Below are 21,100 nucleotides of genomic sequence, written 5' to 3' on the forward strand. Positions count from 1 at the left end.
GGGCAGCGCAGAGCGGAGCAGGAAGTGGCTCCCCGGCAGGGAGGGGTGGCAGGAAGCCCGACGGCGGACGCGGACTACGCGCCGGCGTCCCACCCGCCGTCGTGCTTCTGGGTGGCCTCGACGGCGGCGGCGACCACGGCGCGCAGCTCGAGCCCGTCGATGGCGGCCTCCCGCTGGGACCGCTCCCCCGAACCCCGCTGGAGGAGGGTCTTGAGGTCGCGCTCGGCCCAGTGCAGCTCGCCGGATTCGCGCAGCACCGGCGCGATGTGCGCGACCAGGGCGTCCACCGCGTCGGTCGCGCGCACGGGGCGCTGCTCAAGCGGGTGCACGAGGTCTCCGTTGAGTCCGGAGCGGCTCGCCCGCCAGGCGGCCAGGCGCAGGAGCGCGGCGGGGGTGCCGAGCGGCTCCTTCCCCTCCGCGGCCTCGCGCGCCGCGGTCTCGACGAGCCCGCGCACGAGGACGGCGAGGAGGGCGGAGTCCGCGGCGTCGAGGCACACGTCCGCCACCCGGACCTCGACCGTGGGGTGCTCGCGGGAGAGGCGGGCGTCGAAGTAGACCATGCCCTCGTCGAGGATGGCGCCCGTGCCGACCATCGACTCCACGAGCCCGCGGTACTGCTCCACCGTGCGGAAGAGCTCCTGGGGGCCCGAGGTCGGCCAGCGGTTCCACGCCTGCGTCCGGTAGCTCGCGTAGCCGGTGTTGGTCCCGCGCCAGAACGGCGAGTTGGCGCTGATCGCGACCAGCAGCGGGAGCCATTCCCGGATCCTGTCCAGGACCGCGATGCCTTCCTCGGGGGACTCGACAGAGGTGTGGACGTGGAGCCCGCACGTGAGCTGCTCCTGGGAGGTGAGCCGGTACTCGTCCGCCATCTGCTCGAACCGGGCGCCCGGGCTCAGGTGGGTGGCGGCGCTCAGGGGCGAGGTTCCGAGCGCGGCGATGCGCGCCCCGACCTGCCGGGCCGCCTGGTCGACGCTGCGGCGCGCGCGGTAGAGCTGGCGGAGGATTTCGTCATGGGTGAGGGCAGGCGCCGTCTGGATCTCGATCTGCTCGAGCTTGAACTCGCGCTCGGTGTCCCGCGGCCGGCCCATGACCGCGAGGATCCGCTCGACCTGCGCCACCGGCTGGCCCGTCTCGGGGTCGACGATGAGCAGTTCCTCTTCAACCCCGAACGTCCGCATGCCGCCATTCTGTCAGGCTTCGGGCGCGCCGCCGGGCAGCGCGCGGCGGGCGGCCTACGACTCCGACGGGCCGAGCCGCCCGCGCGCGGGGCGGTCGGGCCGGGGCTCCTTGAGCTCGATGAAGAGGGTGTGGGTCTCGCTCGTGCCGATGTTGGTGCCCGAGTGCTCTTGGGCGTCGAGCCAGCGCGCCTGGAACGGGGGCATCTCGACCTCGACCTCCCGGCCTCCGGACGTGAGGCGGCGGCTGAAGCCCGTCAGGGTGACCATGACGCTGTCGGGGTGGGAGTGCGTCCCCGTGGAGTCGCCTGGCCGGTCGAGGTACTCCAGGACACGGACGCGGTCGTTCTCGAACACGAGGCGGTAGAGGTCGGGGCTGACCTCGAGAGGGTCGGACATGGGAGGCCTCCTGGGTTCCGCGCGGCTTCATGGTACTTCCGTCCCATGAAGGGACACGAGTATCGTAAGGCGCATGGTCCACGCGCACAATGGCATGCCCGGGAGTCCGCACGCCGGGTCCTACACGGCCACCGGCCGGACGGGACAGAAGAGCCGCACCCAGCGGGCCCTCGTCGAGGCCCTCCGCGGGCTCATGGCGGACGGGCAGGACCCCTCGGTGTCGGACGTCGCGGCCAGCGCCGGGATCTCGCGCACCACGGCCTACCGGTACTTCCCCGACAAGGAGTCGCTCCTGAACGCGGCGATGCCCCAGACGGGCGAGCGTTCGCTCCTCGGCGAGGACCCGCCGTCGGACGTCGCCGAGCGGCTGGACCGCACCCTGGGCGAGCACTTCGCCTTCATCCGGGACTGGGAGCCCCAGATGCGCGCCGCGCTGCGGGCCTCCCTCGCCCCCGGCGCGGGCCAGCCAGCGCTCCGCGGCGGCCGGGCCGTGCGCTGGTACGAGGAGGCTCTCGCGCCCCTGGCCGGGACCCATCCCGGGATCGACGTGCACCGCCTCGCCGTCCGGCTCCGCGCCGCGGCGGGGATCGAGCCGTACGTGTGGCTCACGGGCGTGGGCGGCCTGGGCGCGGAGGAGGCCTTCGCGGCCATGAAGTCCAACGCCCTCGACATCCTCCACGCAGCAGTAGGCGGCGCATGAGCCCCTCCGGTCCCTAGTCTTGTGCCATGGAACACGACGCCTGGCCCCTCGTCCTCGACCTCGCAGGGGTGTTCTTCTTCGCCGTCTCCGGCTCCCTCATGGCGGCGCAGAAGAACTTCGACATCGTGGGATCGCTCTTCCTCGGCTCGCTCACGGGACTCGGCGGCGGCGTGATCCGCGACCTCGTGCTGGGCCGCTTCCCCAACGCGTTCGCCGAGCCGGTCTACCTCGCGCCGCCCGTGGCCGCTGCGGTGGTGGTCTTCTTCCTCCTGCCCGCGGTCGTGAAGCTGCGCCGCACGCTGCTGCTGTTCGACGCCGCGGGGCTCGCACTGTTCTGCACCACCGGCACCATCACGGCGCTCACCCTCGGCGCCAACCCCATCTCGGGTGCCCTGCTCGGCACCACGACGGCGATCGGCGGCGGGCTCCTGCGCGACACGGTCGCCAACGTGCGGCCCCAGCTGTTCGACCGGCACGACATCTACGCCGTCCCCGCGCTCCTCGGCGCGGGCCTGGTCGCGTTCCTCTGGCAGGTCGGCGCCTACACGCCCGCGAGCGGCGGGGCGGTCGCCGTGGTCGTGTTCGCCCTGCGTGTCCTGTCGCTGCGCTTCCGCTGGCGGGTGCCGTTCGCCGCCGTCGTGGCCCACCGCGAGGGGCGCGCGACGCCGCCCGCCGACTGAGTGCGAAGCCCGCCGTTCCGCCTCTGGACGCCGGGGTCGGGACGTGGTCCCATGAGCTTGTTTCCGTCAGGGTTCAGGAGCGAGCATGGGCCTTTCCGTCTCGACCGCGAAGGTCGACATCACCCCCTCATCCGCCGCACCGAACCCGTACCTCGGGGGCTACGGCACCGACGACGGCGGCCGGCAGGCCTCCGCCAGCACGCCGTTCGCGCCGATCTACGTGCGCGCCGTCGTGCTCTGGGACGGCGGGGCGCCGAACCTGCTCCTGACCGCGGACATCCTCGCCTTCCCGGTGGCGCTGCACGACGCCGCCCTCCCGCGCATCCTCGGGCTCGCCGGCTGGGGCGCCTCGGACGTGGTGCTGCAGGCGACCCACACCCACAACGGCCCCGTGCTCGTCCAGACCCTCGACCCCTACATCTCCTACGGGCTGACCGACCTGACGGAGGTCACGGCCTACGGCACGTGGCTCGTGGACCGGGTGGTCGAGGCCGCGCAGCAGGCGCTCGCGGCGCCGCAGACCCCCGTCACTCTCGACTACCAGGTCCTCACCCAGACCTTCGCGATCAACCGGGTGGGCCTGCCGTACAACGAGACCGACGTCCCGCTGCTCACCGCGAGGGGCCCGGGCGGCGAGCCCGTGGCCGCCATCTTCGGATACGGCTGCCACCCGGTCGCGGCGGGGCTGCAGAACCTGTACGACGGCGACTACCCCGCCGGTGCGTGCGCCTTCGTGGAGAACAGCACGGGGGCCTTCGCGATGTTCGTCCAAGGGGCCGGCGGCGACCAGAATCCGCGCGGCGCCGCCAGCTGGTCGCTGCGGGACCAGTGGGGCGACTCGCTCGGCTCGGCCGTGGTGCGGGGGCTCGACACCTCGGGGCGCACGCTGGCGGGCGGCATCTCCACGGCGGTGCAGGGGCTCACGATCCCGCTGGACATCGACGCCTCCCCCGGGAACCTCGCAGCGGTCCGCGCCGACTATACCGACAGGCTGCCGAACCCCTCCGGCTTCCCGCCCTGGTACCGGCGCCACGCGGAGACCATGATCGAGAGGATCGACCGCGGGCAGGTCCTGACCGGCGTTCCCTCGGCGATCCAGCGGTGGACGATCGACGGTGAGGAGCCGCTGAAGATCGTGTGGGCGAGCGGGGAGCTCGTGAGCGGGTACGCGGTGTACCTGCGTGCCCAGTTCGGCGGTTCCCAGTCGGTATGGGTCTGCGGCTACGCCGGGGCCTCGGTCTGCTACATCCCCACCGCCGAGTTCTTCCCGCCCTCCATGGCGCAGGGAAGCTACGAGGGCGGGTGGGACACGGACTTCCCCGGGATCGCGGGCGGCAGCATGACGGTGTACAGCTGCCTCGGGCACTTCGTGGCGGGCGGCGCCGGCGTCGAGTCGACGATGATCGACGCCTTCACCCAGATCCTCGACGCCGGCTGACGCCAGGCCCGCCCGCGCTCGGCGTCAGTGCTCGTCGTAGTGGTGCTCGTGGACGGCGTGCTTGTGGCCGTCGTGCTCGTAGTCGACGTGGTCGCCGTGCTGGACCGCCTCGTGGCCGCAGCCGGGCCCGTGCTCGTGTTCCGTCACGGAGTGCTCGGCGACGTGCTCGTGGTCGTCGTAGTGGTCGCCGTGCACGGCGTGGTGGTGGTCGTTGTGCACGTAGTCGACGTGGTCGCCGTGCTGGACCGCCTCGTGGCCGCAGCCGGGCCCGTGCTCGTGGTCCGCGATCGTGTGGCCCTCGTGGACGTGCGTCTTCGTCATCGTCGGTTACCTGCTCCTTCGCCTCGGGTCCCGGCGACCGGCACCGCGCCGAGCGCCTGCCGACAGCCTACGAATCCCCCGCGTCCCGGGCCAGACCCCCGCGTGACTTTTCGCGGCCGGGACGCGGTTGTCACCGTGGGCGGCATGCGACGCCCCATCCGCAGAAAGGATCCCCATGCCCCTGCCCGTCAGCCTTGAAGAGTTCGTCCTCGGGTGGGACACGTTCCGCGCCGCGCTCGCGGCGGGGGCCGGGGAGATCACCGCCACCCTCGGCCTCGAGCCCCACGCGTGCGACGGCGCGATGGTCGCCACCCGCATGCCGCTCGCCGGCCGGCTGTGCGGGCCGGGCGGGCACTTCTCCTCCACTGCCCTGTTCGGAGCCGCGGACCTGACCGGCTCGTACCTCGCGGGGCAGGCCATGGGGCCCGGACGCTTGCCGCTCGTGACGCAGTCCAGCATGAGCTTCCTCGACAGCTCGGGCCTCGGCCCGGCCGTCGCGACGGCGCGCCTGCAGCGCGCGGGCGGGAGCGTCGTCGTCGCCCGGGTGGACGTGACGGACGGGGACGGGCGGCTCCTCACGACGTCGACCTTCACCTACGTCCCCGCGCCGGCGGAGGGGTAAGCGGCAGGGCCCGGCGTGTACGCGCGGCAGATATGCACGCTGTCACGGCCATCACGATTCCAGCATAGGATCAGTAAGCATGGCTCCTAAAAACGAACCGGAACCAGAGACTGACGTCGAGGGCGGCCAGTCCGGCGGAGTGCAGTCCGTGGAGCGGGCGCTGACTGTCTTGGAGATTTTGGCCCGGGAAGGGCACGCGGGCGTGAGTGAGATTGCCGAGGAGATGGGGATCCACAAGTCCACCGTCTCTCGGCTGATGGGGTCTCTGGTAAGTCGTGGGATGGTCCACCAGAACAGCGATCGCGGCAAGTACCAGCTCGGGTTTGGAATCCTCCGACTGGCCAGCTCCATTCCTGGGCGGCTGAGTCTGGTCCACGAGGCACGGCCTGTGCTCGAGAGCCTCGCCGAAGAGTTCAAGGAAACGGTCAACCTCGCCGTCCTGCGTTCCAACTATGCCGTCAATGTCGACCAAGCCATGGGCCCCTCCACACTGGCAACGTATGACTGGGTGGGAAGCCTGACGCCGCTGCACGCCACCTCCAGCGGGAAGGTGCTCCTGGCTGCCTTGGGTGCGGATGAACGGGACCGCATCCTGAAAGAGACCGGACTGAAAGCCCGCACGGCCAGGACCATCACCAGCCGGAAAGAATTGGATGCCCAGCTGCTCGAGGTGGGCGCCAAGGGGTACGCGGTAGTGCGGGAAGAGTTCGAGATCGGCCTGAATGCAGTGGCGGTGCCCGTCTACAACCATCGGGGCGAAGTAACGGGCGCCATCAGCATCTCGGGGCCCGCGTTCCGGTTCGACCCCGAGAAGATCCCCGGCCTGCTGGAAACGCTCACGGAAGCCGGACTGAAGGTCAGCGCCAACATGGGCTACACGCGGCGCTAGACCATCGAGGGCCCCGAATCCAAGATGACTCAGGGCCATTGCCTGTTCTCGGGTGCCGTTGGCTATCTTCGATTGCCCGCGATGCACTGCGCCGCAGGTCCGACGGCGTGCTCCGCCAAGTCCTCGGTCAGCTGGCGTGCATCGTCGTGGCGGTGGTGGCCTGCACCCTCGCGGTCCTCGCCGCGGCGATCCGTATGAGCCGAGTGCTCCGAGGCACGGTTTCCATCGGCAAGTGGGGCCTCCCAGTGAACATCCTCGCCGTGCTGGGGGCGTTGCCGTGATCGCGAACCTGCGCTGGCCACGGCTGGACATCTACAACCTGGCCCCGCCGTTCGATGGTATCCGAGCTGCGGCTGAGTGACGGGGCGCTCGCCGAGCACCCCCCGCAGCCGTTGCGTCGCACCCGGCCTCCGGCCCGTCAGGCCGCTGCCAGGCGGCTGGCCCGAACGTGTCCCCATGCATCGAATGAAGGACTGCCTGGCCGGGTGAACTGGCCTGCTGCCTGCAGTGTTCAGAACGCATCCGTCATCGCTTGACAGCGAGGGTGGCCTACGTCACGCTGTTGCACATGCTGATTGTTGTTGCGTAGGACGCAAGTTCCAGGAAGGGCCTGACATGGATCCGCTCCAAGCATCGCCCGAGAGACCCCTTCTCGCGCAGCTCCTCCTGAACGCGCAACTTCAACCCCAGACGATGCCGCTTGCCTCCACGCCGTAGTCGCCCAAAAGCCACACTTACCCAGCCCTCCCGGGAGGAATCAATGACTGCTCAAGTGAACGTGCCCCTCAATTCGCGCGGAAAACTCGCTTCGACCTTGCCTGCAGAGAAGCTGGCGGAAATCGCTGCGCTGTTTGAGTTCCGGCGTCAGGGATATTCACTCGATGCCCCCTTCTACACCGACCCCACGCTCTTCAAGATCGACATGGAGGCCATCTTCGGCCAGCACTGGATCTTTGCCGGCAGCGTTGCCGAACTGCCGGAGCCGGGCGACTATATCACGGTCGACTACGGCCCCTACTCCCTGATCGTGCTGCGCACCGACGAGGGTGACGTCAACGTCCTGCACAATGTCTGCCGCCACCGCGGTGCACGTGTCCTGACCGAAGCTGCCGGTTCCACCGGAAACCTGGTCTGCGGCTACCACTCCTGGACTTACTCGCCCGAGGGCAACCTGATCCACGCCTCCGCTCCCGGTGAAGCGAAGTTCGACAAGAACTGCTTCGCCCTCAAGCGTGCCCACAGCCGCGAGGTCGCCGGACTCATCTTCGTCTGCATTGCTGACGAGCCGCCCGCAGACTTCGACGAGACCTCGAAGATCTTCGAGCCCTACCTCGCACCCCACGACCTGTCCAAGACGAAGATCGCCTACCAGCAGAACATCATCGAAGAGGGCAACTGGAAGCTCGTCATGGAGAACAACCGTGAGTGCTACCACTGCGACGGGCACCCGGAACTCGCCTGCTCGCTCTTCCCGACCTGGGGCCTGACCGAGGGACTGATCCCGGCCCACCTTGAAGAGGTATGGGACCGCAACAAGGAAGCCCAGTCCTCGCTCGAGGAGCGGTGCCGCCGGTACGGCCTGCCCTACGAGGTGGTTGAGGAACTCGACACCCGCATCGCCGGCATCCGCATCTCACGCGAATCCCTGGACGGCGAAGGCGAATCGTTCTCGGCCGACGGCCGCAGGCTCTCCAAGAAGCTGCTTGGCGACCTGCCCGACTTCCGCCTGGGCCGCTGCTCGATGCACCTGCAGCCCAACAGCTGGTTCCACTTCCTGGGCGACCACGTCATCACGTTCGGCGTCTTCCCCATCAACGAGCACCAGTCCCTGGTCCGCACCACCTGGCTGGTGGCCGACGACGCCGAGGAGGGCGTGGACTACGACCTCGACAAGCTCACCTACACCTGGAAGCAGACCAACCTGCAGGACAAGGCGTTCGTGGAGCTCTGCCAACAGGGAGCTGCCAGCCCCGCGTACGAGCCCGGCCCCTACATGAAGAGCGAATACCAGGTAGAGGCGTTCATCAACTGGTACGTCCAGCGCGTGCAGGAGCACTTGGCATGACGGACGTCCTCACTGAGATTCCCACCCAGGAGCCACAGCGCATCCGCGGCCTGGAAATGCCGTGGAACCGCGTGATGGGCAGCATCGAAGGACCGGCCAGCGCAGCCAAGGCCCTGGGGCCGTGGCATCCGCAGGAGTTCATGGCCGAATGCGTCGAGACTGTTCCCGAAGCGGGCGGCATGATGACCTTCACCTTCCGCCGCACCGACGGCGCGCCCCTGGCGTTCCGCGCGGGCCAGTACGTGAACATCGCCTTCCCGGTGAACGGCGAGGACCAGGAACCGGTGGACCGCAGCTACTCGCTGTCAAGTTCGCCCACGGAACCGTGGACCTTCAGCGTTACCGTCAAGCGCGACCCGGGCGGACTGGTTTCCCCGTGGGTGCACCAGAACGTCAGGCCCGGCACCGTCCTGGACATGCTGGGACCTGTAGGTGCATTCCACCTGCCTGACGCCGACCGGCGCGCGCGGTACCTCTTCCTGGCCGCCGGCGCCGGCATCACCCCCATCATGTCGATGCTGCGCACCATCCACTCCCTGCCCGGAAGCGCGGACGTGGTGGTGCTCTACCACGGCGCGGAAGCAGGCGGCTTCGCCTTCCACCGGGAGCTAGCCTACATCGCATCCGTGGACTCGCGCGTCAAGGTCTTCTACTCCCTGGGCGACCGCAGCAAGCCCGACGGGTGGGAAGGGCTCAGCGGAAGGCTGACGGCCGCCATGATCGACCAGGTTGCTCCGGATGCAAACGGCCGCCAAGTGTATGCCTGCGGCCCGGAGGGTTACCTGAACAGCGCCACCGAACTCCTCAAGAAGGTAGGCGTCGACGACACCTCCATCTACATGGAGTTCTTCTCGGGTGACCGCCAGACCATCCTCGAGTACCAGGCTGAGCTCGCCCTCGCGGCGGACATCGCAGAGGAGATTGCAGAGGAAATCGCCAATTCCGCTGAGGACTACTACGAAAGCCAGCCCAGCCCGTTCGGACTCTATGAGCCCGGTTACGACGAGGATGGAACCCTGCAGGCCACGGGGCTGCCGCTCGAAACCGCCAACCCGGACGCGCCGATCCCCGGAGGCAGTTCGGACGCAGGGCCCGAGGCAGGGACCCCCGATGCCTCGAGCTTCGACACGGTCGGAACGGGAAGTCTCACCCTGTCCTTCATGCGCACCGGCATCAATGTGCGGATCGATCCCGACCAACACATCCTCGAGGTGGCGCAGCGGGCGGGCGTCAGGATCGGCGCCAACTGCAAGGAGGGCATGTGCGGCTCCTGCAAGATCGTCAAGCTTTCCGGGGAGGTCGAGATGAACCACCAAGGCGGGATCCGCAAACGGGAGATCGACGCGGGCAAATTCCTTCCCTGCTGTTCCACAGCGCGCACCGACGTGGTCCTCGACGCCTAGACGCCCCCCGGAGCGGCGCCTGCGTCCCCCACACCCAGAAGGCCTGACGCAGACCTTGCCTGCTGACCAGTACAGCTGGCTCAGTCTCATATATCAGTCTTCAATTTTGAATATATCTATAAGGAGGAGGGGCATGACCCTCATGGAATCAGCACGTGCCACGGCTATCCGGCCGGAGCTCAAGGACGAGCACGCCCAGAAGTTCGTGCTGACCCTGTCCTGCCGGGAGCAGGCCGGAATCGTGCAGGCAGTGACCACGTTCCTTTTCGAGCGCGGCTTCAACATCGACGAGCACCAGCAGTTCGACGACAGCCTGCGCGAGACGCTGCACCTACGCACCGCGTTCTCCGGATCCCCCAGCTACACCCCCGCCATGCTCGAAGAAGAGTTCGGCGGCATCGCGCAGCGGTTCGACATGAAGTTCAGCTTCCACGACCAGACCCAGCAGCGTGTCCTCGTCATGGTCTCCAAGTTCGGCCACTGCCTCAACGACCTCATCTTCCGCTGGCGCGGCGGCAGCCTGGGCGGTGAGCTGGTCCTGGTCGTTTCCAACCACGAGACCCACCGCGCCATGGCCGAGGCTGCGGGCCTGCCGTTCATCCACGTCCCGGTCACCCCGGACACCAAGGCTGACGCCGAACGCCGCCTCTTGGAGCTCGTGGATGAATACGACGTCGATCTGGTTGTCCTTGCGCGATACATGCAGGTGCTCTCAAACGATCTCTGCCGTTCCCTCGAAGGCCGTGCGATCAACATCCACCACTCCTTCCTCCCCGGATTCAAGGGTGCCAAGCCCTACCACCAGGCCCACGCACGCGGCGTGAAGCTCATCGGGGCCACCGCTCACTACGTCACCGCCGACCTGGACGAGGGCCCGATCATCGAGCAGGAAGTCATCCGGGTAGACCACAGCTACGGCCCCTCCGCCCTGTCCACCGTCGGGCAGGACGCCGAGGCACTCGCCCTGTCCCGCGCCGTCCGCTGGCACTGCCAGCACCGCGTCCTGCTGGACGAGACCAGCACCGTGGTGTTCCGATAGCCGGCACCGCCGGCACAGACACTAATTCGTAGAGCAGCAGGAGAACCTTATGGGCTCGACGCCCCGCATTGTCATCATCGGAGCCGGCATCGTCGGCACCAACCTCGCGGACGAACTCGTCACGAAGGGGTGGGACAACATCACGGTCCTGGACCAAGGCCCCCTCAACATGCCAGGGGGTTCCACGTCCCACGCCCCCGGCCTGGTCTTCCAGACAAACCCCTCCAAGTCCATGGCACTGTTCGCCAAGTACACCGTGGAGAAGCTCCTGTCCCTCACCGAGGACGGCGTCAGCTGCTTCAACCAGGTGGGAGGGCTGGAAGTCGCCACCACCGAAGCCCGCCTCGCGGACCTGAAGCGCAAGCTTGGCTACGCCTCCTCGTGGGGCATTGAGGGGTCCATCCTCTCCCCCGCTGAATGCAAGGAGCTCTACCCCCTCATCAATGAGGACGAGATCCTCGGCGGCCTCCACGTTCCCAGCGACGGGCTGGCCAGCGCCGCCCGCGCTGTCCAACTGCTGATCAAGCGCACCGAGGCGGCCGGCGTAAAGTACATCGGCAACACCGAAGTGACCGGCATCGAGCGGTCCGGCCGCCGCGTCACCGGTGTCCAGACGCCCGACGGCGTGATCCCGGCTGACATCGTCGTCTCCTGCGCCGGCTTCTGGGGTGCAAAGGTCGGCGAGCTGATCGGCATGTCCGTTCCGCTGCTGCCCCTGGCCCACCAGTACGTCAAGACCACCCCGGTCCCTGCACAGGAGGGCAAGAACGAGCTGCCCAATGGTGCGCGACTGCCCATCCTCCGCCACCAGGACCAGGACCTCTACTACCGCGAACACGGCGACCGGTACGGCATCGGCTCCTACGCCCACAAGCCCATGCCCGTGGACCTGGACGAGCTCGGCAGCTTCGAGCCGACCGAGATCAGCGAACACAACATGCCCTCCCGCTTGGATTTCACCCTCGAGGACTTCCTCCCGGCCTGGGAAGCCACCAAGCAGATCCTGCCCGCCCTGCGCGAGAGCGAGATCGAGGACGGCTTCAACGGCATCTTCTCCTTCACCCCGGACGGCGGCTCCCTCGTTGGCGAATCCAAGGAACTGGATGGCTTCTTCGTCGCCGAAGCCGTCTGGGTCACCCACTCAGCCGGCATCGCCCGCGCCGTGGCCGAACTCCTCGTGGACGGCAAGTCCTCCATCGATCTGGGCGACTGCGACATCCACCGCTTCGAGGATGTCCAGCTGACCCCGGACTACGTCAGCGAAACCTCGCAGCAGAACTTCGTGGAAATCTACGACGTCCTGCACCCGCTGCAGCCCAAGCTCTCCCCGCGCAACCTTCGTGTGTCCCCCTTCCACGCCCGGCACAGGGAACTGGGCGGGTACTTCCTCGAAGGCGCAGGCTGGGAACGTCCCTACTGGTTCGAGGCGAACGCTGATCTGCTCAAGGAGATGCCCGCCGAATGGCAGCCGCCGGCACGCGATTCCTGGTCCGGCATGTTCAGCTCGCCGATTGCCGCGGCCGAGGCATGGAAGACGCGTACCGCCGTCGCCATGTACGACATGACCCCGCTCAAGCGCCTGGAAATCTCCGGACCCGGCGCACTGAAGCTGCTGCAGGAGCTGACCACCGCGGACTTGAACAAGAAGCCCGGAGCCGTCACCTACACGCTCCTGCTGGACCACGCCGGCGGCATCCGCAGCGACATCACCGTGGCCCGGCTCAGCGAGGACACGTTCCAGCTCGGCGCCAACGGCAACATCGACACCGCCTACTTCGAGCGGGCAGCCCGCCACCAGACCGAAAGCGGCAGCGCCGGGGACTGGGTCCAGGTGCGCGATACCACCGGGGGCACCTGCTGCATCGGCCTCTGGGGCCCGCTCGCCCGGGATGTGGTCGGCGCGGTCAGCAGCGACGACTTCTCCAACGAGGGCCTGAAGTACTTCCGGTCCAAGAAGGTTGTCATCGGCGGCATCCCGGTCACGGCCATGCGCCTGTCCTACGTCGGTGAACTGGGCTGGGAGCTGTACACCAGCGCCGACAACGGCCAGCGCCTCTGGGATGCGCTGTGGAAGGCCGGCCAGCCCTTCGGCATCATCGCCGCGGGCCGGGCCGCCTTCAGCTCGCTCCGCCTGGAGAAGGGCTACCGTTCCTGGGGCTCCGACATGACCACCGAGCACGACCCCTTCGAGGCCGGCCTCGGCTTCGCGGTGAAGATGGCCAAGGACAACTTCGTGGGCAAGGCAGCCCTGGAGGGCCGCACCGAGGAGAACTCGTCACGCCGCCTGCGCTGCCTCACGGTCGACGACGGCCGCAGCCTCGTGCTGGGCAAGGAACCGGTGTTCTACAAGGACCAGGCGGTGGGTTATGTCACCAGCGCCGCCTACGGCTACTCCGTCCGCAAGCCCATTGCCTACTCCTACCTGCCCGCCGAAGTCTCAGTCGGCGATTCTGTGGAGATCGAGTACTTCGGCCGCCGCATCGTAGCCACCGTGGCCCAGGATCCGCTGTACGACCCCACCATGTCCCGGCTGCGCGGGTGAGCATGACCGAACAGCGCCTAAACAGGGCGGTGCCGTCCGGCGCCGGGTCGGTCGGCACCGAGACCATCGGCAGCTACCTCGCACGGCTCGCCTCCCGGCAACCCACGCCGGGAGGCGGGGCGGCGGCCGCACTCCATGCCGCGCAGGGGGCGGCCCTGGTGGCCATGGTGGCTCGCTACACCACCGGCCCCAAGTACGGCGAGCATGCAGCACTGGTGGAGCGGACCACGAAGGTGGCCGATGAGCTCGCGTCGGAGGCCCTGCGCCTGGCCGACTCGGATGAACGGGTCTTCCAAGCGGTCATCGACGCGTACCGGCTTCCCTCGGACACCGAGGGGCTCAAGGCTGCCAAAACGTCGGCCATCCAGGCTGCGCTGGTGCAGGCGGCACAGAACCCCGCACAGCTGGTCAAGCTCGCCGGTGAAGTGGTGGACCTCGCAACCGGACTGGCCGACGTCGCCAACCCCAACGTCATCAGCGATGTGGCGGCAGCAGCAGATGCGGCACGTGCCGCCGCCACCACGGCACGGGTCAACATCGACATCAACGTCGTAGCCATCAAGGACCAGTCGGCGCGGTCGCTGCTCAAGGAGCAGACTGACGGCATCGAGGAAAAGGTGGTGGCGGCCGCGGACGCCCTCGTGGCTCGGGTACGGGAAAGGATCCTGCAATGAGCACCCAGTCGCTCGCCGGAAAGGAACTGGCCGGGGACATCCGACGCCGCGCCCGGGAACAGGCCCGGGACCTCCAGCAGGGCGGTATCCACCCTGCCCTCGCCGTGGTCATCGCCACCGACGACGAATCGACCCACTGGTACGTCCGTTCCATCGAGCGCGCCGCTGAGACGGCCGGGATCGGCTGCCGGGTCATCGACTTGGGGCACGATGCATCGGAGCAGGTGCTGGCTGGCGTCCTGCGCAACCTGGGCGACGAACCGTCCGTGCACGGCATCATCCTGCAGACACCGCTTCCGGCCGGCGTCCGCACTGACGCCCTGGTGGGCCTGATCCCGCCTGAAAAGGACATCGACGGGGCGAACCCGCTGAGCCTTGGCCGCCTGGCCGTGGGGCAACCTGCCTTCGCGCCTGCCACAGCCCGGTCCGTCGTCGAGATCCTTGAGCACTACCGCATCCCGGTGGCCGGGCGCCGCGCTGTGGTTGTAGGCCGCTCGGCAGTGGTGGGAAAGCCGCTGGCCCTCCTGCTCCTGGAACGCGACGCTGCCGTCACGATGTGCCATTCACGCTCCGGGCCGCTGGAGAACCACACGGCTGGGGCTGACATCGTGGTGGTCGCGGCGGGAAGGACCGGCCTGCTCAAGGGCAGCCACGTCTCTTCCGCTTCCGTAGTCATCGATGTGGGCACCAACGTCCTGGCCGACGGCTCGCTGGTGGGGGACGTGGACGCGGACAGCGTCCGAGGGGTTGCGGCTGCGCTCAGTCCTGTTCCGGGTGGCGTCGGCGCCGTGACGACGGCGTTGCTGCTGCTCCACACCGCGGAGGCTGCCTGGCGCCAATCGTCCCCTCTGCCGCTGCAGGCCGGCGTTTCAGGAGCCCATGTGCTGGAAACAGCACGCTAGGGCTCAGCGTTCGCAGTAGGGCACTTCGGCACGCCCCGGAGCAAGAAGCAAGAACGCCTACATACTCTGTCTTTCACGGGCCACGCCCTTGACATCGAGTGTGAGCTAGCACACGATTTGTTGCACAGGGCGAATGTTGTTGATCATCACGGAACGAAGCTGGCCCGGATCTGACCCCCGGGGACCCACCCGTGATGCGCTTGGAAACAGACAAACGAATTCATGATGGCCGATCAGAGGGTCCTGTCTCGCGCATCGGCCGCGCAACGTTGTCACCGTCCATGCGGCAGCGCTGATCACTAAAGGAAACTGTTTATGACTATCAAAGGTGGCAGCACCGTCGATCAAAGCAGTGCGGTGCGCCCGAACGACCTGGGGATGACGCCGAAGTCATCTCCCCAGGTCTGCCCGGCCATATCGGCTGGCATCGAGTCAGCCCGGCCCGTCCACCGGTCGCTCAGGGCTGCTGCGGCCGTCCATGCGTCCACGAAACGGCGCTCGGGTGCCGGCAGCAGTTTGCGCTGAAGCCAGAAGGGAACGAATCTCAGTGATTAATTCGATCAAGCCGACGGCCTCCGCCGACACCTCCAGATCAATAGAGACCAGCTCCAAGTTCAAACGCCGCTTCATGGTACGGCTTGTCGCTGTCTTCATCGGCGGGATGTTCCTCGACGGTTACATCCTCGGAATCATCGGCCCCGTCACCGGACCCATGCGGTCAGATCTCCAGCTCGACGCACTGTCTCTGGGCATGATCGCTGCAGGCCCGCTGGCTGGCATCTTCGTCGGCTCCCCGCTCGCCGGCTGGGCTACTGACAAGTTCGGACGCAAGCCCATGTTCCTCGTGGACATGGGCCTGTTCCTGGTCGCCTCAGCGGCTCAGTTCTTCGTAACCTCCGGAGACGGGGCCGTGATCCAGCTCGCCGCCATCCGGTTCTTCATGGGCGTCGCGATCGGCGGCGAGTACTCAATCGGCGGCCCACTGCTGGCAGAGTTCTCGCCTCCAAAGCTCCGCGGGCGACTGCTCGGGCTGACTCTGATCGCCTGGTACGTCGGTTTCATGATGGCATTCATCATCGGCACGCTCCTGCACGACGCCGGCACCCCATGGCGCCTCGTGATCGGCACGAGCACGATACTCGCATTCGCCCTGTTCCTCGCCCGCCTCGGCCTCCCCGAATCGCCGAGCTGGCTCATCACAAAAGGACGGCGCGAGGAAGCACTCGCGATCGCGCACCGATACGTCGAATCGCCCCAGATGCACCACAGCATCACCGAAGAGATCGATCTGAGAAAGATCCAGGAGGCCCAAGCCGCGCAGAGCAGGACCAAAATCAAGGGCGCCTCCGTCGGAATGCTGTTCTCGAGGCAGTACTGGCGCACCACCCTCTTCACCTCAGGTTTCTGGTTCTGCGCAGTCACTCCGTACTTCGCGATCGCGACCTTCGCCGACGACGTGCTCAACCATTTCGGCTTCGGCGGCGGCTGGGCCGGCGGAGTGGGCCTGTCTGCACTTGCGACCGCGGGCGTTGTCACCACCGTGCTTCTGATTGACAAGCTCGGCCGCCGAATCCTCACCGTGCCCGGGCAGTGGCTCTGCGCAGGAATCCTGCTGATCATCGGAGTCTGGACGGACGCACCGGCGATCCTCGTGCTCGTCCTGTTTCTCGCCTTCTCCTACTTCAACGCCGGCTACACCACGCTGACCCAGGTCTATCCGGCCGAGGTATTCCCCGGCCACCTGCGCGGCATCGGGATGGGCTTCGCCGCAGCCTTCAGCCGCATCGGAGCCGCACTCGGCACCTTCGCCCTGCCATGGGCGATCAGCAACATCGGCATGGGCCCAAGCATGGTCATAGCCGCCGCCGTCGCATTGCTCGGCGCAGTCCTCTCACAGTGGCTCGCGCCTGAAACGAAGGGTCGCACCCTCGCCGAGATCTCAGCAGACGTCTCCCACTGACACCGGGACTGCACGGTCACTTCGAGTCAGAGCTAAGGCCGTCGGGCGGCCGGGTGACCGAGCCCCAACATACAGGAGGCCTTCCTTCATCGTCTCGGCCGTCGTGCTCTTCTCGTCGGGACGGAAGGTTCTGCGACCCGTCCGGCTGGCCCGAAACCTCTGGCCCTGCGACGGTGGTGGGATGGCGGTGGCGGGAAGCGTAGACCCGCACCCTGCCCCGCTGGCCCTGCCCCACTGACCGCTGCCCGCCCGTAGGCTGTGGCCATGAGGATCGCCGTCGTCGGGGCCACGGGCGTTGCCGGCGCCCACGTAATAGCACGCCTGCGCCACAAGGGCCTCGAGCCCGTCGCGGTCTCACGCTCGAGCGGCGTCGACCTCGTCACGGGCGAGGGACTCCCCGACGCCCTCGACGGCGTCGACGTCGTCATCGACGCCTCGAGCCCCACGTCCCAGGACCCGAGGGTGAGCCGGTTCGACGCCGTCGTGCGCGCGGCCCGCCACCTCGCGCACGCCGCCGTCGAGGCCGGCGCGCGCCGGCTCGTGGTGCTGTCCATCGCGAACATCGAGAAGCCCGAGTTCGACGCGTTCGAGTACTACGTGGCCAAGCGCGACCAAGAGGACGCCGTGCAGGACAGCGGGCTCGAGGTGAGCATCGTCCGCTCGGCGCAGTGGTTCGAGTTCGCCGAGAACTCGAGTGCCGTGGTCTACGCCGACGACCGGGTGACGGCGCAGGACTGGCTCGTCCAGCCGATCGCCGTCGGCAACGTCGCCGAGGTGCTCGTCCGGGAGGCGCTGCGCCGCACCGCACGCGATGCCACCATCGCCGGGCCCGAGGCCATCCGCCTGCCGGAGCTCGTGCGGCGTCTCCTGGCCCAACGCCACGACGCGCGGCCCGTCGTCGCCGTCGCGCCCCCGCTCAGGGCGTTCGCGGACGGCGCCCTCCTCGCCGGGCCGGACACCGAGATCCTCGGGCCCGACGTCGCCGGCTGGCTCGCCAGCCGAGAGTAACCGCTCGCACGGAGCCAAGAGCGCACCTTGGCCTCTGGCCCGCCGGCCGCGCCGCTGGTAGGCATGGGCCATGACGCGCTCCCCCACGCTGGATGCGATGCAGCCGCCCTTCAAGGCGGTCATCTTCGATCTGGACGGCGTCGTCACCGACACTGCCGCAGTGCACGAGAAGGCGTGGCGGGACCTGTTCGACGCCGTGCTGCGCGACCCGCGCGTGCCCCCGGGCGCGGACACGTCACCGTTCCGGCGCAGCGACTACCTCGAGCACGTGGACGGACGGCCCCGCGAGGAGGGCGTGGCGGCGTTCCTCGCCTCCCGCGGCATCGAGCTGCCGGGCGGGACCGCCGCGGACGGACCGGAGGCGTGGACCGTCGTCGGCCTGGGAGCGCGCAAGAACGAGCTCTTCGCGCGGCATCTGGCCGAGACCGGGGTCGCGGTCTTCCCCGAGACGGTGGACCTCCTCACCCGGCTTCGCGCCGGGCATGTCCCGGCGGTCCTCGCCACGGCGAGCCGCAACGCGCACCGGGTCCTCGCCGCGGCGCACCTCGAGGACGCGTTCGCCGCAGTGATCGACGGCGTCGAGGCCGCGGAGCTCGGGCTGCCCGGGAAGCCGGAGCCGGACCTGTTCCTCGAGGCGGCGCGACGCGTCGGCGTGGACCCCGCGCAGGCCGTGGTCATCGAGGACTCGGAGGCCGGTGTGGCGGCAGCCCACCTGGGCGGGTTCGGCCTCGTGGTCGGCGTCGACCGGGCGGAGCGGCGCGCCGCGCTCGAGGAGGCGGGGGCCGACGTCGTGCTCCGCGACGTCGGCGAGCTGGACCTGGGCCTGGTGCTCGCCGACCCTCTGACCCTCGTCTACGAGGGGTACGACGCCGGCCACGAGGGCCACCGCGAGGCCCTCACCGTGCTCGGCAACGGCTACGTCGGCGTGCGCGGGGCCGCGCCCGAGAGCAGCCGCGGCGGCGCCGGATACCCGGGCACCTACCTGAGCGGCGTCTACAACCGCGTGGTCAACCAGGTCCAGGGCCAGGACACCGAGGACGAGCACATGGTCAACGCGCCCAACTGGCTGCACCTGGACCTGCGGGTCGGGAACGGGCCATGGTGGTCCGAGGGCGGGCTGGCCCTGCGCCGCGAGCGCCGCACGCTCGACCTCGCCGCCGCGGTGCTGGTCCGCGAGGCGGATCTGGCGGACGACGCCGGGCGCCTCCTCCGCGTCCGGCAGCGGCGCTTCGTCTCGATGGCACAGCCGCAGCTCATGGCCCTCGAGACCACGGTGACCGCGCTGGGGTGGAGCGGCCGCGCGGTGGTGCGCAGCGGCGTCGAGACCGATGTCGCCAACGAGAACGTGCTCGAGGACGCACTCCTCGCGCGGCGGCACCTGCGCGACGTCACCCCCGCGGACGACGGCGAGGGCCCGCCCGGGGCCGGGATCCTCGCCGAGGCGGAGACGCTCCAGAGCGGGATCCGGATCGCCATCGCGCTGGGACACGAGGTCGACGGGCGGGAGCCCGACGCCCCGGTGCGCGGGCAGGTGGGCGGGCTGCACTATGCCCAGTTCGGCCTCGCCCTGGCAGACGGCGTCCCGGTGGCCGTGACGAAGACCGCGGCCGTCACGACCTCGCGCGACAGGGCGGCGTCGTCCGCGCGAACGGAGGCGGCAGCCGTCCTGCGCCGGGCCAGCGGCGGATTCGACGGGCTCCTGGCCGAGCACTCGGCGGTGTGGAAGCGGATCCTGGCGCTCTTCACCGTCCGGATCGACGCCTCGCCCCACGTCCAGCTCGTCGTCAACCTCCACGTCTTCCACGTTCTGCAGGCCCTCGCGCCGTCGGTGACCGAGCTCGACGTCGGCGTTCCCGCCCGCGGCCTTCACGGCGAGGGGTACCGGGGGCACGTCTTCTGGGACGAGCTGTTCGTGCTGCCGCTCATCACCTCGCGGATCCCCGCCGTCGCCCGGTCCCTCCTCGCCTACCGGTGGCGGCGGCTCCCCGCGGCGCGCGAGGCCGCGGCGGCCCAGGGGCTCGCGGGCGCGCTGTTCCCCTGGCAGAGCGGCAGCGACGGGCGGGAGGAGACCCCGCGGTGGATCTTCAACCGCCGGTCCGGGCACTGGATCCCGGACGTGTCGCGGCTGCAGCGGCACGTGGGCCTCGCGGTCGCGTTCAGCGCGTGGCAGTACTTCGAGGCGACGCAGGACAGGTTCTGGCTCCTGCGCCACGGCGCCGAGCTCATGGTCGAGGTGGCTCGGCTGTTCGCGTCCCTGGCCGAGTACGACTCCGCCGAGGACCGCTTCCACCTCCGCGGCGTCATGGGGCCGGACGAGTACCACACGGGCTACCCGGACCGGCAGGAGCCCGGGCTGGACGACAACGCCTACACCAACGTGATGGCGGCGTGGACGTGCCTGCGCGCGTGCCGGGTCCTGAGCCTCGTGCGGGGCCACGACAGGGAGGACCTCATGGCGCGCCTCGCCATCCGCGAGGATGAGGTCCAGCACTGGGAGCACCTCAGCCGGCGCATGGCCGTGCCGTTCCATGACGGCCTGATCAGCCAGTTCGCCGGCTATGGGGACCTCGAGGAACTGGACTGGGACGCCTACCGGGAGAAGTACCACAACATCGGCCGCCTCGACCTGATCCTCGAGGCCGAGGGAGACACCACCAACCGGTACCGGCTCGCGAAGCAGGCGGACACGCTCATGCTCGTGTACCTCCTGGGCCAGGAGGAGCTGCTGGCCCTCCTCGACCGGCTCGGGTACGGGTTCACTCCGCGGCAGCTGGACGAGACGGTGGACTACTACCTCGCCCGGACAGCGCACGGCTCGACCCTGAGCCGGGTCGCCCACGCCTCGGTCCTCGCGGGGGTGGACCCGGAGCGCGCCTGGGAGACCTTCCGCGAGGTCCTCGACGCCGACCTCGACGACACCCAGGGCGGCACCACCCGCACCGGCGTCCACCTCGGCGCCATGGCGGGCTCGATCGACGTCGTGCAGCGCAGCTTCGCCGGGCTGCGCCTCACCGGCGACGCCCTCGTGTTCGCCCCGCGCCTGCCGCGGGAGGTGAGGTCGGTGGCGTTCCGGGTGCGGTACCGGGACCAGCTGCTCGACGTGAGCCTCGACCACGGCGCGCTCGAAGTCGCCTCCGCCCCCGGCGACGCCGCCCCCGTGCGCCTCCGGGTGGTCGGTGCCGACGGCGGCGGCGAGGTCCCGCTCGCGCCCGGGGAGACGCGCCGGTTCGTGCTCGGGGCCAAGTAATTCTGCTCTGCAGAAACCGGAACCTATCTCTCGCCG

The 21,100-nt window shown here is 68.9% G+C and carries 18 protein-coding genes; 15 read left to right on the plus strand and 3 right to left on the minus strand.

From position 1 onward, the window contains the following. Positions 1 to 74 precede the first annotated feature (74 nt). Positions 75 to 1,178 carry a glutamate--cysteine ligase gene (locus ABD298_RS07940; RefSeq protein WP_344299143.1) on the minus strand — a complete coding sequence of 368 codons (1,104 nt, stop codon included), beginning with the start codon at positions 1,176 to 1,178 and terminating at the stop codon, positions 75 to 77. 54 nt (positions 1,179 to 1,232) lie between these two features. Further along, positions 1,233 to 1,574 carry a cupin domain-containing protein gene (locus ABD298_RS07945; protein WP_344299144.1) on the minus strand — a complete coding sequence of 114 codons (342 nt, stop codon included), beginning with the start codon at positions 1,572 to 1,574 and terminating at the stop codon, positions 1,233 to 1,235. 73 nt (positions 1,575 to 1,647) lie between these two features. On the opposite strand from ABD298_RS07945, the gene ABD298_RS07950 reads away from it, so the two are divergent. From ABD298_RS07950 to ABD298_RS07960, 3 genes are all read left to right on the plus strand, one after another. Then, complete coding sequence (locus tag ABD298_RS07950; protein WP_344299145.1) at positions 1,648 to 2,274, plus strand: TetR/AcrR family transcriptional regulator; 627 nt, start codon at positions 1,648 to 1,650, stop codon at positions 2,272 to 2,274. 26 nt (positions 2,275 to 2,300) lie between these two features. Continuing rightward, positions 2,301 to 2,954, plus strand: coding sequence for a trimeric intracellular cation channel family protein (locus tag ABD298_RS07955; RefSeq protein WP_344299146.1), 654 nt, complete (start codon positions 2,301 to 2,303; stop codon positions 2,952 to 2,954). Positions 2,955 to 3,039: 85 nt separating this feature from the next. Further along, entirely contained in the window at positions 3,040 to 4,392 is a 1,353-nt protein-coding gene (locus tag ABD298_RS07960; RefSeq protein ID WP_344299147.1) for a hypothetical protein, read from the plus strand. Positions 4,393 to 4,416: 24 nt separating this feature from the next. Here the strand turns inward: ABD298_RS07960 and ABD298_RS07965 are convergent, their stop codons facing one another. Then, on the minus strand, positions 4,417 to 4,713 hold the full coding sequence (locus tag ABD298_RS07965; RefSeq protein WP_344299148.1) for a hypothetical protein: 297 nt from the start codon (positions 4,711 to 4,713) through the stop codon (positions 4,417 to 4,419). Between the two features lie 175 nt (positions 4,714 to 4,888). Between ABD298_RS07965 and ABD298_RS07970 the strand changes: the two genes are divergently transcribed. From ABD298_RS07970 to ABD298_RS08025, 12 genes are all read left to right on the plus strand, one after another. Beyond that, positions 4,889 to 5,335: a PaaI family thioesterase gene (locus tag ABD298_RS07970; protein ID WP_344299149.1), complete on the plus strand. Its 447-nt coding sequence runs from the start codon at positions 4,889 to 4,891 to the stop codon at positions 5,333 to 5,335. 79 nt (positions 5,336 to 5,414) lie between these two features. Further along, positions 5,415 to 6,224, plus strand: coding sequence for an IclR family transcriptional regulator (locus tag ABD298_RS07975; protein WP_344299150.1), 810 nt, complete (start codon positions 5,415 to 5,417; stop codon positions 6,222 to 6,224). Positions 6,225 to 6,331: 107 nt separating this feature from the next. Beyond that, the gene (locus ABD298_RS07980) at positions 6,332 to 6,505 is read left to right on the plus strand and encodes a hypothetical protein (RefSeq protein WP_344299151.1); all 174 of its coding nucleotides are present in this window, start codon (positions 6,332 to 6,334) and stop codon (positions 6,503 to 6,505) included. Positions 6,506 to 6,984: 479 nt separating this feature from the next. Next, positions 6,985 to 8,289 (plus strand): aromatic ring-hydroxylating oxygenase subunit alpha, encoded by a 1,305-nt coding sequence (locus ABD298_RS07985; RefSeq protein WP_344299152.1) that lies wholly within the window; start codon positions 6,985 to 6,987, stop codon positions 8,287 to 8,289. Then, a complete protein-coding gene (locus ABD298_RS07990; protein ID WP_344299153.1) occupies positions 8,286 to 9,692 on the plus strand; it encodes a ferredoxin reductase in 1,407 nt (468 codons plus the stop codon). The genes ABD298_RS07985 and ABD298_RS07990 overlap by 4 nt, the downstream gene beginning before the upstream one ends. Positions 9,693 to 9,825: 133 nt before the next feature. Continuing rightward, positions 9,826 to 10,731 (plus strand): formyltetrahydrofolate deformylase, encoded by a 906-nt coding sequence (purU, locus tag ABD298_RS07995; protein ID WP_344299154.1) that lies wholly within the window; start codon positions 9,826 to 9,828, stop codon positions 10,729 to 10,731. A gap of 49 nt (positions 10,732 to 10,780) precedes the next feature. After that, on the plus strand, positions 10,781 to 13,273 hold the full coding sequence (locus ABD298_RS08000) for a GcvT family protein (RefSeq protein ID WP_344299155.1): 2,493 nt from the start codon (positions 10,781 to 10,783) through the stop codon (positions 13,271 to 13,273). Between the two features lie 2 nt (positions 13,274 to 13,275). After that, complete coding sequence (locus ABD298_RS08005) at positions 13,276 to 13,947, plus strand: cyclodeaminase/cyclohydrolase family protein (RefSeq protein WP_344299259.1); 672 nt, start codon at positions 13,276 to 13,278, stop codon at positions 13,945 to 13,947. Beyond that, a complete protein-coding gene (locus ABD298_RS08010; protein WP_344299156.1) occupies positions 13,944 to 14,849 on the plus strand; it encodes a bifunctional 5,10-methylenetetrahydrofolate dehydrogenase/5,10-methenyltetrahydrofolate cyclohydrolase in 906 nt (301 codons plus the stop codon). Before ABD298_RS08005 ends, ABD298_RS08010 begins: the two co-directional genes overlap by 4 nt. 502 nt (positions 14,850 to 15,351) lie before the next feature. After that, positions 15,352 to 16,809, plus strand: a complete 1,458-nt coding sequence (locus ABD298_RS08015; protein WP_344299157.1) for an MFS transporter — start codon at positions 15,352 to 15,354, stop codon at positions 16,807 to 16,809. A gap of 264 nt (positions 16,810 to 17,073) precedes the next feature. After that, complete coding sequence (locus ABD298_RS08020) at positions 17,074 to 17,817, plus strand: SDR family oxidoreductase (protein ID WP_344299158.1); 744 nt, start codon at positions 17,074 to 17,076, stop codon at positions 17,815 to 17,817. 70 nt (positions 17,818 to 17,887) lie between these two features. Beyond that, the gene (locus ABD298_RS08025; RefSeq protein WP_344299159.1) at positions 17,888 to 21,064 is read left to right on the plus strand and encodes a beta-phosphoglucomutase family hydrolase; all 3,177 of its coding nucleotides are present in this window, start codon (positions 17,888 to 17,890) and stop codon (positions 21,062 to 21,064) included. Positions 21,065 to 21,100: the final 36 nt, after the last annotated feature.

Source organism: Sinomonas flava (assembly GCF_039531875.1).
Lineage (GTDB): Bacteria > Actinomycetota > Actinomycetes > Actinomycetales > Micrococcaceae > Sinomonas > Sinomonas flava.